General features: G+C 63.9%; 12 protein-coding genes. 6 read left to right on the forward strand and 6 right to left on the reverse strand.

What is annotated here, in order from left to right; translation table 11 throughout:
* Nucleotides 1-164: 164 nt before the first annotated feature.
* Nucleotides 165-1,469 carry a nicotinate phosphoribosyltransferase gene (pncB, locus tag QQL28_RS26190; RefSeq protein ID WP_284270100.1) on the reverse strand — a complete coding sequence of 435 codons (1,305 nt, stop codon included), beginning with the start codon at nucleotides 1,467-1,469 and terminating at the stop codon, nucleotides 165-167.
* 68 nt (nucleotides 1,470-1,537) lie between these two features.
* A complete protein-coding gene (locus QQL28_RS26195; protein ID WP_284270102.1) occupies nucleotides 1,538-2,467 on the reverse strand; it encodes a LysR family transcriptional regulator in 930 nt (309 codons plus the stop codon).
* A gap of 92 nt (nucleotides 2,468-2,559) precedes the next feature.
* Here QQL28_RS26195 and pcaH point away from each other — a divergent pair, with 92 nt between their 5' ends.
* The 4 genes from pcaH (at nucleotide 2,560) to QQL28_RS26220 (ending at nucleotide 6,294) form a co-directional block, all read left to right on the forward strand.
* Nucleotides 2,560-3,360 (forward strand): protocatechuate 3,4-dioxygenase subunit beta, encoded by an 801-nt coding sequence (pcaH, locus tag QQL28_RS26200; protein WP_284270104.1) that lies wholly within the window; start codon nucleotides 2,560-2,562, stop codon nucleotides 3,358-3,360.
* A gap of 3 nt (nucleotides 3,361-3,363) precedes the next feature.
* Entirely contained in the window at nucleotides 3,364-3,990 is a 627-nt protein-coding gene (gene pcaG, locus QQL28_RS26205) for a protocatechuate 3,4-dioxygenase subunit alpha (protein ID WP_284270105.1), read from the forward strand.
* Nucleotides 3,991-4,127: 137 nt separating this feature from the next.
* Nucleotides 4,128-5,615 (forward strand): GAF domain-containing sensor histidine kinase, encoded by a 1,488-nt coding sequence (locus QQL28_RS46190; protein ID WP_431309642.1) that lies wholly within the window; start codon nucleotides 4,128-4,130, stop codon nucleotides 5,613-5,615.
* A 139-nt stretch (nucleotides 5,616-5,754) separates the two neighbouring features.
* On the forward strand, nucleotides 5,755-6,294 hold the full coding sequence (locus QQL28_RS26220; protein ID WP_284270106.1) for a hypothetical protein: 540 nt from the start codon (nucleotides 5,755-5,757) through the stop codon (nucleotides 6,292-6,294).
* 40 nt (nucleotides 6,295-6,334) lie between these two features.
* Here QQL28_RS26220 and QQL28_RS26225 read toward each other — a convergent pair whose 3' ends face one another.
* Entirely contained in the window at nucleotides 6,335-7,237 is a 903-nt protein-coding gene (locus QQL28_RS26225) for a helix-turn-helix domain-containing protein (RefSeq protein ID WP_284270108.1), read from the reverse strand.
* 51 nt (nucleotides 7,238-7,288) lie between these two features.
* Between QQL28_RS26225 and pobA the strand changes: the two genes are divergently transcribed.
* Nucleotides 7,289-8,461: a 4-hydroxybenzoate 3-monooxygenase gene (gene pobA / locus QQL28_RS26230; protein ID WP_284270109.1), complete on the forward strand. Its 1,173-nt coding sequence runs from the start codon at nucleotides 7,289-7,291 to the stop codon at nucleotides 8,459-8,461.
* A gap of 105 nt (nucleotides 8,462-8,566) precedes the next feature.
* On the opposite strand, the gene QQL28_RS26235 is transcribed toward pobA, so the two are convergent.
* The 3 genes from QQL28_RS26235 to QQL28_RS26245 all read right to left on the reverse strand — a co-directional run bounded on the left by QQL28_RS26235 (nucleotide 8,567) and on the right by QQL28_RS26245 (nucleotide 12,554).
* On the reverse strand, nucleotides 8,567-10,711 hold the full coding sequence (locus tag QQL28_RS26235; RefSeq protein WP_284270111.1) for an adenylate/guanylate cyclase domain-containing protein: 2,145 nt from the start codon (nucleotides 10,709-10,711) through the stop codon (nucleotides 8,567-8,569).
* Nucleotides 10,712-10,729: 18 nt separating this feature from the next.
* On the reverse strand, nucleotides 10,730-11,398 hold the full coding sequence (locus tag QQL28_RS26240; protein WP_284270113.1) for a hypothetical protein: 669 nt from the start codon (nucleotides 11,396-11,398) through the stop codon (nucleotides 10,730-10,732).
* Between the two features lie 178 nt (nucleotides 11,399-11,576).
* Complete coding sequence (locus QQL28_RS26245) at nucleotides 11,577-12,554, reverse strand: helix-turn-helix domain-containing protein (RefSeq protein WP_284270115.1); 978 nt, start codon at nucleotides 12,552-12,554, stop codon at nucleotides 11,577-11,579.
* Between the two features lie 481 nt (nucleotides 12,555-13,035).
* Here QQL28_RS26245 and QQL28_RS26250 point away from each other — a divergent pair, with 481 nt between their 5' ends.
* On the forward strand, nucleotides 13,036-14,049 hold the full coding sequence (locus tag QQL28_RS26250) for a formylglycine-generating enzyme family protein (RefSeq protein ID WP_284270117.1): 1,014 nt from the start codon (nucleotides 13,036-13,038) through the stop codon (nucleotides 14,047-14,049).
* The last annotated feature ends 4 nt before the right edge of the window (nucleotides 14,050-14,053 follow it).

Raw genomic sequence — 14,053 nt, forward strand, 5'->3', positions numbered from 1 at the left:
AATGTCCGGGGAACACGGATGACGGTAAATGCGCTGTGAAACCTGCGGTGGTAGATCGACAAAATACCGCGCGGCCGGAACTCGCCGGCAACATGTTGGCGCACGTCGCGGATTCCCCAGGCGCCAATTTACCCGATTGAAAGCTCTCGGAGTTCCGCGAGGCGTCAGACCAGCACAGCTTTGCGCACGCGGCCGGCGTCGCCGAATACACGCAAGTAACGTTCGATCTCGGACGGCATGCCGGTCGCCTTCTCCGGATTGTCGGAGAGCTTTACGGCCGGCTGTCCGTCGACCGACGACACCTTGCAGACAAGCGAAATCGGATCGAGATTGACCGAGCCGTCCGGTGGGCAGCCGACGAAATCATTGGTGAGGTTGGTGCCCCAGCCGAAGGAGAGGCGTACCCGACCCGAGAAGTGATGATAGGTCTCCTCGATCGAGCCGACATCCATCGCATCGGAAAAGACGAGCAGCTTGTCCTTGGGATTGCGGCCCTTCTTCTCCCACCATTTGATGATCTCTTCGCCGGCCTGGATCGGCGGCGCGCTGTCGGGCCGGAAGCCGGTCCAGTCGGCGACCCATTCCGGCGCATCGCGCAGGAAGGCTTTGGTGCCGAACGCGTCGGGAAGCGCGATCAATAGGTTGCCGCCATAGGTCTGGCGCCACTGGTCGAGAATGCGATAGGGCGCCCAGCGCAACTCCTCGTCGTCCTTGGCGAGTGCGGCCGCCACCATCGGTAGCTCGTGTGCATTGGTGCCGATCGCCTCGAGGTCGTTGTCCATCGCGAGCAGGACGTTGGACGTGCCGATGAAGGATTGCCCGAGCCCTTCCTTCACGGCCTCGACGCACCAGCGCTGCCAGAGGAAGCCGTGCCGGCGACGCGTGCCGAAATCCGACAGGCGCAGATTCTCGAGCTGGCGCAGCCGCTCCACCTTGGTCCACAGCTTGGCCTTGGCGCGGGCATAGAGCACGTCGAGCTCGAAGCGGCCGCGGCCCTTGATCGCCGAACGCGAGCGCAGCTCGTTGAGGATCGCAAGTGCCGGGATCTCCCACATCGTGGTGTGGGTCCAGGGCCCGTGAAAGTGCAACTCGTACTGGCCCTCGACCTTGCGCAGCTCGTATTCGGGCAAGCGGAATTCGGCGAGCCAGCGGATGAAGTCGGCCGAGAACATGTGGGTCTTGCCGTAGAACGTGTTACCGGCAAGCCAGATCAGCTCCTTCTTGGTGAAACGGATGGTGCGGGCGTGGTCGAGCTGGGCGCGCAGCTCACCCTCATCGATGATCTCGGCGAGGCGCACATGGCGCGAGCGGTTGATGACCGAAAACGTCACCCTCTGATCCGGGTAGAATTCCCGAATCATCTGTAACATCAACAGCTTGTAGAAATCGGTGTCGAGCAGGCTGCGGACGATCGGGTCCAGCCGCCAGCTGTGGTTATAGGTTCGGCTCGCAATATCGGTCACGGTCATGGCCGAATTCTAGCGTGGCGGATGCGGCGCAACCAGTGGGTTTGCCGGGGGGGCAGGGCGCCCCCTGTTCATGCCCTCGCGGCGGTCGCCGCGACCGCCTCGAGCTGGCTGCGGATCCAGCGATGGGCCGGGTCCTTCTGGTAGCGCTGGTGCCAGACCATGAACATCGGCAGCTCGGCAAGCGTCCTTGCGCGCGAGGCGAGCGGAATGTGCACATGCGCGAAGTCGCGCATCAGGCCGCCTGCCAGCAGACTCGGCATGCTCGCCAGCATATCGGAGCCGCGCAGGAAGGTCGGTACGCCGGAGAAGCTCGGCACGGATATCGCGATGTCGCGGTGGAAGCCGTTTGCCGCAAGCCTGCGGTCGAAGTCGAGCCGCTCGTTATCGGTATAGACCACGGTGACGTGGCGCGCGGCGAGATAGGCATTGCGCGTCGTCGGCGCCGACCGCGCCGTTCGGTCGTAGTAGCAGACGTAGTGATCTCGCAGCAGGCGCTTCTGCACGATGTCGATGCCGGACGGCGGCAGCGGGCTGATCAGGAGGTCGCAACGGTTCTCGCGCAGCATGGCAGGCGAGGGCGATTGCGAGGGGATCACGCGCAGATTCAGGCTCTTCACCTGGGCTGCGACATGGCCGAAGAAGCGCGGCAGCAACAGATCGCGCTGGAAATCATTGGCGGCGATCGTCAGCGAGAGTTGCGCGGCGTTCGGTTCGAAGGTGAGGCCACCGGCAAAGCTCCGCATCTCGTCGATCAGCGCGCGCGCCTTGGCGGCGAGCGCCTGGGCATGTGCGGTGGCGACGATGCCGCGGCCGGATTTGGCGAACAGGGGATCGCCGGCGATGCGCCGCAGCTTCTTCAGCCCGTGGCTGACCGCGGATTGGGTGAGGCCGAGCCGCGTCGCGGCCGCCGTCACCGAGCCTTCCTCGAGGACTGCGAGAAACAGCGACAGCGAATGGCCGTCGAGGGCCAAATGATCGATTTCCTTCATGTAATACATTATAATTCATCTATTTATTTTGAGAATAGGCCGGCCCATGCTCTCCCCATAAGCCGCGCGCCCGACCGGGCGCCAAAGGGAGACAACGCCAGATGACCGCCCAGGCCGCTCGCATCGCAGCCGCGCAGGACGCCGCCCGCCTCAACCGCCCAGAACCGTTCACGTCGCCGCTTGGCGACGGCGGCTTCTTCCAGCGCGACCGTTCGATCCATCCGCCGGCGTACGCGCCCGGCTATAAATCCTCGGTGCTGCGCTCGCCGCGGCAGTCGCTGCTCTCGCTGGAGAACTCGGTCTCGGAGATCACAGGGCCCGTGTTCGGTCACAACGACCTCGGGTCGCTCGATAACGATCTGATCCGCAACTACGCCAAGGACGGCGATCCCGTCGGCGAGCGCATCATCGTGCATGGCCGCGTGATGGACGAAACCGGGCGCGGCGTGCCGAACACGCTGGTCGAGGTCTGGCAGGCCAATGCCGGCGGCCGCTACCGGCACCGGAAGGACACCTATCTCGCGCCGATCGATCCGAATTTCGGCGGCTGCGGCCGCGCGCTGACCGACGACACCGGCTATTATTACTTCCGCACCATCAAGCCTGGCCCCTATCCCTGGCGCAACTTCGTCAATAGCTGGCGGCCGGCCCACATCCACTTCTCGGTGTTCGGCTCGGGCTTTGCGCAGCGGCTGATCACGCAGATGTATTTCGAGGGCGATCCCTTGATCCCGGTCTGCCCGATCCTCACGACGATCCCGGACAAGGACGCGCTCGACCGTCTCGTCGCGGCGCTCGACCTCAATGCCAGCGTGCCGCTCGACTCGCTCACCTACCGCTTCGACGTCGTGCTGCGCGGCCAGCGTTCCACCTATTTCGAAAATCGCCCGGAAGGAAACTGAGCCATGGTGCAGAAGCTCGATTATCTCAAGGAAACCGCGTCGCAAACCGCCGGGCCCTACGTCCATATTGGCCTGATTCCGGGCATGGCCGGGTTCGACATCTTCGAGAAGAATTTTTCCAACGTGCTGGTCACGCCTAACACCAAGGGCGAGCGCATCACGCTCGAGGGCCGCGTGCTCGACGGTTCGGGCACGCCGCTACGTGACGTGCTGCTGGAGATCTGGCAGGCCAACGCAGCCGGCCGCTACAACCATCCGGCCGACCGCTCCGCGGGCGCATTGGACGAGGACTTTCGCGGCTGGGGTCGCGCGGGTTCGGATTTCGACAGCGGGTTGATCACCTTCGAGACCATCAAGCCGGGCGCGGTCACCGATAAAGCGGGGCGCAAATGTGCCCCGCACATCAATGTCTGGATCGTCGCCCGCGGCATCAATATCGGGCTCAACACGCGGCTCTATTTCTCGGATGAAGAGGCCGCCAATGCCGCCGATCCCGTGCTCAATCTGATCGAGCAGCCGGTGCGGCGGTCGACCCTGATCGCCAAGCGCAGCGAGCGCGCCGGCAAGGTCGTGTACGCCTTCACGATCAATCTGCAGGGGCCCGAGGAAACCGTGTTCTTCGACGTCTGACGCCCTTCGCCGCCTCCCGAGAATCCGGCCTCGTCCGACGACGAGGCCGGATTTTTTGCGAAAAGCCCACACCGATCGCCCATTCCCGCGGTCGGCTGAAGCCGGTAGCATGGCTCAACCGGGGCCAGGGAAGGGTCATGAAGCAGCGCTCTCGTGCAGGCGGCGGGCCGACCAAATCGCGCAGCGTTGCGGCGAAGGCGCGAACGCGCGGCAGCGCGCCAAAGCCGGCGCGCGCGTCCGCTTCCGCAGGCGCGAAAGCAAAAGTCGCGCAACTCGCTCTCGAACTTCAGGAGGCCCGGGAACGCCAGGCCGCCACGGCCGAGGTCCTGAGCCTGATCTCGGATGCGCCGACGGATCTGGCGCCGGTATTCGACAGGATCGTCAGGAACGCGGCGCGACTCTGCCAGAGCGTTCTCAGCGCCGTCTACCGAAGCGATGGCGAGCGCGTTCACCTCGTTGCCTACGATCAGTTCTCGCCGGAATCGGTGGCGGCGGTCCGCAAAGCCTATCCGGCGCCGCTTTCGAGCGGAAACCTGATCTCGGTCGCCGTTCGCGAGCGCCGCCTCGTGCACGAGCCGGACGTGCTGGTCTCGGGCGGATACAGCGAATTGCAGCGAACGTCGGGCTATCGCAGCATCCTCGTCGTGCCCATGATGCGCGACGAGGTCGCGATCGGTGCGATCGCCGTCATGCGGCTCGAACCGCAACTATTCCCAAAGGTGCAGGTCGAGCTGCTGAAAACCTTCGCCGATCAGGCGGTCATCGCGATCGAGAATACGCGACTGCTGACCGAGGTGCAGGAACGCACGCGGCAACTGTCGCAATCGCTGGAAGAATTGCGCGCCACCCAGGACGGCCTGTTGCAAACCGAGAAGCTCGCCGCGCTCGGGCGGTTGGTGGCGGGCGTCGCGCACGAGATCAACACGCCGGTCGGGACCAGCCTGACGGTCGCCTCTGCATTCGTCAACAAGGCCAATCGATTTGAGGTCGATGTCGCGAGCGGCGGTCTGCGCCGGTCGACCCTGACCGAATTCATCGGAGCCAGCCGCGAGGCCGCATCACAGATCATCATCAACCTCAATCACGCCGTCGACCTGATCCAGTCGTTCAAGCAGGTCGCGGCCGATCGCAACGTGTCGGATCGCAGACGCTTCGATCTCGGCGAGGTCACCGAGCAGGTCGTCAAGGGACTGCGCTCGGGCCTGCGAAGCGAAAATCTCTTGGTCAGGGTCGAATGCGAGCCAAATCTTGCAATGAACAGCTACGCCGGGCCTTACGGGCAGGTGCTCACCAACCTCGTGATCAACTCCGCAGTGCATGCCTTTCCGGACGGCGTGCGCGGATCGGTTCATATCGCGGCGCAGGCGCTCGGCAAGGACAAGGTCGAGGTGCTGTTTTCGGATGACGGCTGCGGCATGACCGCCGACGTCAGGCGCCAGGCGTTCGATCCGTTCTTCACAACAAGGCGTGACCAGGGCAGCACCGGTCTCGGATTGCACATCGTCCACAACATCGTGACCAGCCGTCTGGGCGGCCGGATCAACCTGGAGACGGAGCCCGGCGGGGGAACGACATTCCGCATCATCGTGCCGCGCGAAGCTCCGCCGGAATTCACTGCAAAATGAATGGGGCTGGTTGACCCAGCCCCCGGATGAACGACGTCTTCGAATACGCTGCAGACGATCGTCGGCCTTTGTTCAGACCAAATTTCGCCAAACTGGTATTGGCCCTTAAGCACCGGGGCAGGACAGTATGGAGTCCTGCATGTTTAAGCCTGTTCTTGTTGCGTCTCTGCTTGTCGCGATCTGGTCGACCGCTTCGGAAGCACGTCCTTCCCGCACCAATCCGGCATCGGAATGCAATGTGACGATGCCGTGCGATTTCTCATATTCTCAAGTTCGCCGTGAGAGAGTTTCGCTGGATACGCGACGAACGCACCTCGTGATGCGAGGAGCGGTCGCTGGCGCTCCAGCCGCCGTGACCGAGGTGAACGTTTCCGGCACCCAGATCGTCGGTAGTCGTCCGTCCGGTTGCCCGCGGAATTTCTGTGGTTGCGGCGCGGCCCTGCACGTCTTCGGCCGGATCGTCCCGGAATTGAACCTTGCGTCCAATTGGCTGCGCTTCCCGCGGACATCGCCCGCACCGGGAATGGTTGCGGCCCGACGCGGACACGTCTTTGTCCTGGAGCAACACCTGCAGGGCGACATGTGGATGGCGTACGACGCCAATTCAGGCGGTCGCTCAACGCGCATTCACGCGCGGTCATTGCGAGGCTATACCGTCGTCAATCCGCACGCGACATAACGACAATCAGGTCGTCCGGTCGCCCCCCACGTAGAGATCATCATTCATCGCCATGGAGCTGCGCGCGAAAGGCGCGCGGCGAAAGTCCGGTCGCGGCGGCGTAGACCCGGCTGAAATAGGCGGGATCCTCGAAGCCGAGCGCGTAGGCGATCGTCGATACAGGCAGGTTAGTGTAGACGAGGTTGCGCCGCGCCTCGCGGATCAGCCGGTTGAGGATCAGATGCGACGCGGTGTCTCCGGTGGCGGTGCGCGTGATCCGGTTGAGATGGGTCGGCGTTACCGACAGCACCTCGGCATAGTCGGCAACGCTCCAGCGTTCGAGATGGTGTGCCTCGAGCAGCGCTTCGAACCGGCGGAAGAGGTCGGAGTCTGCTGAGCCGCTGCCGCCGCTCTTGCCGGCGAGTTCGCGTGCCACGAGGCCGATCACAGCCGCCGACAGCGCTCGCAGCACATGCGCGCGGCCGAAGCCGCGGCCTGCGTGCTCGGCAAAGATCTGCTTCATGGTGGCGCGGATCTGCGGTGTCCCGCGCACCACGGCCGATTGCGACAGTGCGCCGCGCAGGCCTTCCGAGGCGAGCAGTGCCTCGTCGAGAATTTCGGCTGCGATCGTCAGCACCCAACCCTGCGTGCCCGGGATGAAGCGGAAGCCGTGGACGTGGCCGACCGGCACGTTGACGATCTGCATCGGCTTGAGCGGCACCACGCGCCCGTCGAGCGTCGCTTCGCCACCGCCGCGCTCGATCAACAGCACCTGGTGCAGCCGCGCGTGGCGGTGCACGGCCAGCGTCCAATCATGCAGCACCGAGCGGGAGGCTATGGTCTCGCAATGCACGACGTCGGGCAGATCGCCGGATTCGCCGAACAAATTGTAGACCTTGATGGTCGATGTCGAGGGGGCAGGGGGCATGTTCGAATTGTACAAGACAAAGGCCAATCCCTCCATCCGTTTGCCGCACGAAATCTGCGAAAAACTCGCAAAAGGGAGGACGGGAAAATGAAAGTTCAGGTCTGTATCATCGGCGGCGGCCCGTCGGGACTGCTGCTGTCCCAGCTCCTGCACCTGAAGGGTATCGACACGGTCGTGCTGGAGAAATACAGCCGCGATCATGTGCTCGCCCGAATCCGTGCCGGCGTGCTGGAGCACGGCTTTGCCAAGCTGATGCGCGAGGCGCAATGCGGCGAGCGGATGGACCGTGAAGGCGAGATCCACAAGGGGTTCGAGATCGCCCATGACGGCGTGCTCTCGCATATCGACCTGCACAAATATTCCGGTGGCAATTCGGTCCTGGTCTATGGCCAGACCGAGCTGACGCGCGATCTCTACGAGGCACGCGACCGTCTCGACGGCAAGATCGTGCACAATGCCGAGGACGTCACGCTGCACGATCTGAAGTCGGACAAGCCGTTCGTGACCTATCGTGCGAACGGGGAGACCATCCGCGTCGACTGCGACTACATCGTCGGCGCCGACGGTTTCCACGGCGTCAGCCGCAAGTCGATCCCGAAGGACGTGCTGCGCGAATACGAGAAGGTCTACCCGTTCGGCTGGCTCGGCGTCCTGTCCCGCACCAAGCCGGTCTCGCCGGAATTGATCTATGCGAAGCACGAGCGCGGCTTTGCGCTGTGTTCTTTGCGCTCGCAAGTGCTTAGTCGCTACTACATCCAGGTGCCGCTGACCGACAGGGTGGCGGACTGGCCGGACGGGGCGTTCTGGGCCGAGCTGAAGCGCCGTTTGCCGGACGAGGTCGCCGCGCACCTGATCACCGGACCATCGATCGAGAAAAGCATCGCGCCCCTGCGCAGCTTCGTCGCCGAGCCGATGAGCTATGGCCGCCTGTTTCTCGCGGGCGATGCCGCCCACATCGTGCCGCCGACCGGCGCGCGCGGGCTCAACAGCGCAGCCTCCGACATCTACTATCTCTATCATGCGATGCTCGCCCATTATCAGAAGGGCGACGATTCCGGCCTTGAGGGCTATTCGGCCAAGGCGCTCGCGCGGATCTGGAAGGCGCAGCGCTTCTCCTGGTGGATGACGATGATGCTGCATCGTTTCCCCGACCGGATCGATTACGAGGATAGGCTCCAGCAGACCGAGCTGGAATATTTGCTCTCGTCAGAGACAGCGCAGCGTCTGCTCGCGGAGAATTACGTTGGGCTGCCGTTCTAAAGCGCGATGAGATTAGGATGAATCATCATCGCGCTTCAGGTTGTCGTTTGCGCATGATCTTTTCGGAAAACCGTTTCACACTTTTCCGGATCATGCTTTAGGGCGCTACTTTCCTTCCAGCGTGTTGACCGGCCTCCAGCCGGCCGGTGGCGGATTCGCTGCGAGTTCCGTTGCGCGTCTTGCAAAGAGCGCTGATGGCGCATCGGTCGCAGCCAGGTGTTCGAAGCAAGCTGCGGCTTTTGCAAATTCGCGCGCCCGCCAATAGTCGAGCCCCTCGGCATAGCCTGTTGCCGTCTTTGCCTGCTCCGGCGTCTCCGCGCCTCGCGTGGCCAGAGGCTCATAGACCCTGATCGCCTCGCCGCGGCCCTTGACACGGACGGCGTCGAGCTCGCGCCAGACAAAATTGTCGGCGGTTTGCGCGACCGTCATCTCGGAGGCCATGATCGAGGTCGCAAAGTACTTGTTGGCGCCTTCGAGGCGCGAGGCAACGTTCACGGTATCGCTCATGACGGTATAGTTGAAGCGGCGGCGCGAGCCGATATTGCCGACCACGGCCTCACCGGTGTTGAGGCCGATACGGTGCGCAAGGCTATCGAAGGCGGCATGGCTGCGGTTGAGCTCGTCGAGCCGTGCGTTGCACGCGAGCGCCGTGCGGACGGCGTTGCAGGCGTGATCGGGATCGGCGACCGGGGCGCCGAACACCGCCACGATGGAATCGCCGATATATTTGTCGACGTAGCCACCATGGCTTTCGATGACGTCGGTCATGGCGGAGAGATACTCGTTCATCAGCGCGACCAGCTCGCCCGGCGTCATCTTTTCGGCGATCGAGGAGAAACCGGCGAGATCGGAGAAGAACACGGTGACGTTGCGCATCTCGCCGCCGAGTGCGGGCATCTTGCCAGAAGCCACCATGCCCTCGATCACCTGCGGGGCGAGGTAGAGTGCAAAGCTCCTGCGCAGGAAACGTTCATCGCGATCTGCGATGATGAAGCGGTAGCCGATCATCAAGGCAGCCGCGGCAAGCCCTGCCAGTACCGGCTCGGTGAGCGGAAGCGCCAATCCACGTACGAACAGGCTCACGGCGCAAGCGGTGTGGACGGTCATGAGAGCAAGATAAGCGAGCATTGCGCGGCCAGGCGCAAGCAGGCAGGAAGCGAATGCGATGATCCCCGCGATGGCGATCGTGAGGATCGTCCGCATGGGAAAGCCGAGCTCGCTCACCGCGTCGCCCTCCATCAGGTTACGTACGACGGTCGCGTGCACGAAGACGCCCGCGATATCGCTGCGCGCTGCCGGTGCTTTCCCTGCGGAGGCGGGCAGGGCGCAGCGCGGCGCGGGCGTCCCGTCATAGCCACCGGCAAGACGCAGCGAGGTTAGCTTGCGGTCATCGGCGTTGAGCGCGCTGCCGAGGATGACGACCTTGCCATCGAAGGCTCGGCGGAAGAACTCGCCGTCGCCCTTCTCGACGCAGGCGCGCAAATCCGCGAAGGAGAACTTCGGAACATCGCGGCCGACTCCGCGGAAATTGAGCGTCAGCGTGTTCGGCTCGGCGCTCGGGATCGCATAGCCGGCTAGCGCCGCGCTGCCGTCGGGCGCAAGCTCCGGCTTTGCGCCGAGCGCGCGCGAGGCCAGTTCGACCGCCATCGCGGGGACCTGCTTGCCCTCGATCGAAAAGCTCAGCGGCATTCGCCGGATCACGTCGTCGGGGTCGGTGTTGACGTTGAGCGCGCGGATATTACCCTTCACCGCCAATTGTTGCGCGCGATACGGAACGTCCGGACGGACGTTGCTCAGGCTCTCGCCGAGCACCAGCTTGCCGGCATCGGATGCTTTGCGCAGAGCGATCAGGTAGTCCCGGTCAAAGCCCTTCATGCGGTCGCCGAGTGGCGCATCGCCAAAGGGAATCTCCGACTGCTCGATCGAGCTCGGAAAGATGACGTCGAAGCCGATCGCCTTGGCTCCACCATCGACCACGGCGCCGATCACGCGTCCGATCTCACGTGTCCATATCAGGGTCGGCGAACCCTTGAACGGCGGCGTGTCATAGGTTTCGTCGTCGATCGCGATGACGACGACGGGCGAGGCCGCGGCATCGCGACGATCGCTGAAAAACGTTGCGCGCAGGGCTGTCAAGATGTCGAGCGAAAGCCCTTGCAGCGTACTGAGAGGCGACGAGGTGAAGACGGCACCGGCGAGCAGCGCGATCACGATCGCCGCAACGATGTCCCGCCTGCCGATCCCTCGCATCGCCCCGTCGCGCGCCGCCTATTCGAGCCGCAGCAGGCGGCCGACGATCGGCGTCGCAGACGCGGTCGCGTGAGCGTCGACCTGGAAGGTGTAGCGCCGCGCGCCCAAGGTCGCGAGATAGGTGCCGCCGGGGGTCAGCGTTTTGCCGGCCTTTGCGAAGTCATAGAACTTCCCCGCGACCAGACTATCGCTCTTCAGCGGTACGGTGATGGTTGGCTCCCTGCCGTCGGTGCGCTCGACGACCAGCGTGCTGCCGCTCTTGGCCTGGACCAGCGGCGAGACGGCGTAGATCGTGGGCAGCTTTGCCGGCGCGCCCTTCGTGTCGGAGCGCATGGTGCGGAAGGTGGTTGCCGCACTCTGATTGGCCTCACGCTCGGAGAGCTGCGCAGCGTTGGCGTCGCAGGGCACCTTGACACGCTGGACGTCACCGAGCTGCACCGAGCTCTGCTCGGCGCCGACGAGGACGACCCCGCCGGTGATGGTCTCGCGCCAGCATGATTTGAGATAGCCGAGCACCAGCGTGCCCTTTGGGCCGAGCTTGATAACCTTGCCGGGCGCCACGTAGTCCATGAACTCGACGCCGTCGACCTTGCCCTGCACGTCCTCGACGATCGCGGCCGGAGTTTCGGCCCACGCGGGCGCCGCAAGGCAAAACACGCCGGCCATGGCACCGATAAGGCGTCTCATGAGCTTTCCCATCCAATTCAAAAGGTCCCTGGCGTCCCCGCGTAGCAGGGGGTGGCTGCAGGAAATGTGACCAGAATCACTCTCGTTATTGGTGCACTTTATCCGGGATAGGTTCAATGCGCAGCACGCAGGGCGTAATGCCGCCGGATCGGCCGGCAAGCCGCTTTGGAGGCCGCCGTCAAAGCTGCTGGTCGATGAGTTCGCCGACCGGCACGCCCAGCGTCTGCGACGGATACTCGCCGAACATCGCGCGGTAGTAATGCGAGAACCGTCCGAGCTCGTAGAAGCCCTGCTGCATTGCGACGGTTGCCACCGTCGTCGTGCCGGGAATGCTTTCGCGCAGGATCGAGTGGATGGCGCACAGGCGCTTGTGGCGCAGGAAGGTCACCGGCCCCACGCCGAACACTTCGTTGAAGGCGCGGTGCAGCGAACGACGCGGCACGGCAAGCGCGACGCAAATCTCCGAGATATGGACCGGACGGGTCCCGGCTTCCTCCAGGAAATCCTCGACCTTGCGGATGATCCGTCGCGCCGACGGCAGGCGTGCGTTTCCGTCCGGCGGCAATGAGGACAGGATCGTCATTCCCATGCACTCGGCGATCGATCGCTTCCAGAACTCGGCAGATGATGCTGAAAGAGCGCCGTCATGCGAGCCGAGCTGGAGCACGATCCGGCTCAGCCGCGACGCGGCGACGTGGCCGACGTCAAGATCGGCGCGAAAGTGGTTCTTGTGGCGCCAGCTTTCGGGATCGGCAAGCCGCGGCTCGCCGCCGAAGATCGAGGCAACTTCGTCGAGGTCGAGCCGCATCGCCGCATAGGCGGAGGCACCGTGGAAGATGCCGTCATGCTCGACCAGCGGCGGCATGACCAGCACGTCGGTCGGCCGCATATCGAACGACCAGTGATTGACCCGGTCTTCGGCCGTCAGCAGCATGCCGACGATCAGCTTGTCGTCGCTGGCGATCCGCTGTGTCCGCATGCCGACGTTGAAGGAGCCGATGCTGAGCGAAAAATCGCCGATGCCCACGTGAGACAACGTGCCGCGGAGCCTGCCGCGCCCGAGCTGCATCACGTCGACATGGGTCCCGTGGACAGCCTGATGGAGCCCTTCGAAGCCGTCGAGCCGTCGCGAATCAACCAGTAGATGCGTCCCCATTTCCTGAGCGTGGCGCCGAAGCGTGTTGATTCTGCGGCAAGTAGCAGTCCCGTGTCATCACACCGCCGCGACGAACTCTCTCCGAAGTTGAGGAAAATCTTCCTTGATTTATAGGGGAGGTGCTCAGGGCTGCGCGGATACGATCGGAAGAATCTCATCATCGCGCGCTAACGCGTTGCGTCTGCACGCAAGGCGCGCTGGCACGATTTGCACATGTCAGCGCGCGAAACTTGAGTTAGCCTTTGCAACCTCAATGATTTTCGTCGCGATCATCCGCCGAAAGCGGATCACGCGCCGCAAGGCCGGCTGCGTGCGCACTGACGCGCGCGCAGAGAAAAGGAGGGCAGGGGCCATCGGCTCTTCGAACCTCCGGCAGACAGGGGAACTCAAGCAATGTGCCGCCTGAGACGCGCAAGCCGCAACCGCCGACATCTCCGGACTACCTCACTCTGAGGCAGCGGAAACGATGTGGAGTTTGACCATGTTGCGGGTGGACATGGATCACTGCGTGTGGCGGCCGGACGACACGCGGACCGGCGAGATGGTGTTCGTCTCCGGCGGCACCTTCCTGATGGGCTCCGATCATCACTATCCCGAGGAGGCACCGAGCCACCGCGTCTCGGTCGACGGCTACTGGATCGATCGGACGCCGGTGACCAACGGGCAATTCAAGGAGTTCGTCAACGCGACCGGCCATGTCACCGAGGCTCAGATCGTCCCTGACCCGAAGGACTATCCCGGCGCGGTGCGCGACATGCTCTATGCCGGCTCGCTGGTGTTCTTGCCGCTTCCGCGCATCACCGATCTGAGGGACTGGAGCCAGTGGTGGACTTTCATGCGCGGCGCCAACTGGCGGCATCCTTACGGTCCGAAGAGCAATCTCGGGGGTCTCGACGATCATCCGGTCGTCCACGTCTCCTATAGCGACGCACTCGCCTATGCGCGCTGGGCCGGCAAGGACCTTCCGACCGAAGCGGAATGGGAGTTCGCCGCGCGCGGCGGGCTCGACGGCGAGGAATTCGCCTGGGGCAACACGCTGACGCCGGGCGGCAGGCACATGGCCAACATCTGGCAGGGAAGCTTCCCTGTCCAGAACCTCGGCGAGGATGGGTTCGAGCGTACCTCGCCGGTCATGGCCTTTCCTGCGAACGGCTACGGCCTCTACGACATGATCGGCAATGTCTGGGAGTGGACCTCGGACTGGTGGTCGCCACGGCATCAAGCCGACGCAGTGAAGCCCTGCTGCATCCCGCTGAATCCGCGCGGCGGTCGGGAGGAGGCGAGTTTTGATCCATGTCAACCAAGCATCCGAATCCCTCGTAAAGTTCTGAAGGGCGGCTCGCATCTGTGCGCACCGAACTACTGCCGCCGCTATCGCCCGGCCGCGCGGCATGCAGAACCCGTCGACACGTCGACGTGCCATGTCGGGTTCAGGTGCGTGGTGAGATCGCCGCTTGGCGTTGGTCGCGAACGAGAAGGAGTTGCTGCAACATAGGAGT

The organism is Bradyrhizobium iriomotense (genome assembly GCF_030160715.1).
GTDB lineage: Bacteria > Pseudomonadota > Alphaproteobacteria > Rhizobiales > Xanthobacteraceae > Bradyrhizobium > Bradyrhizobium iriomotense.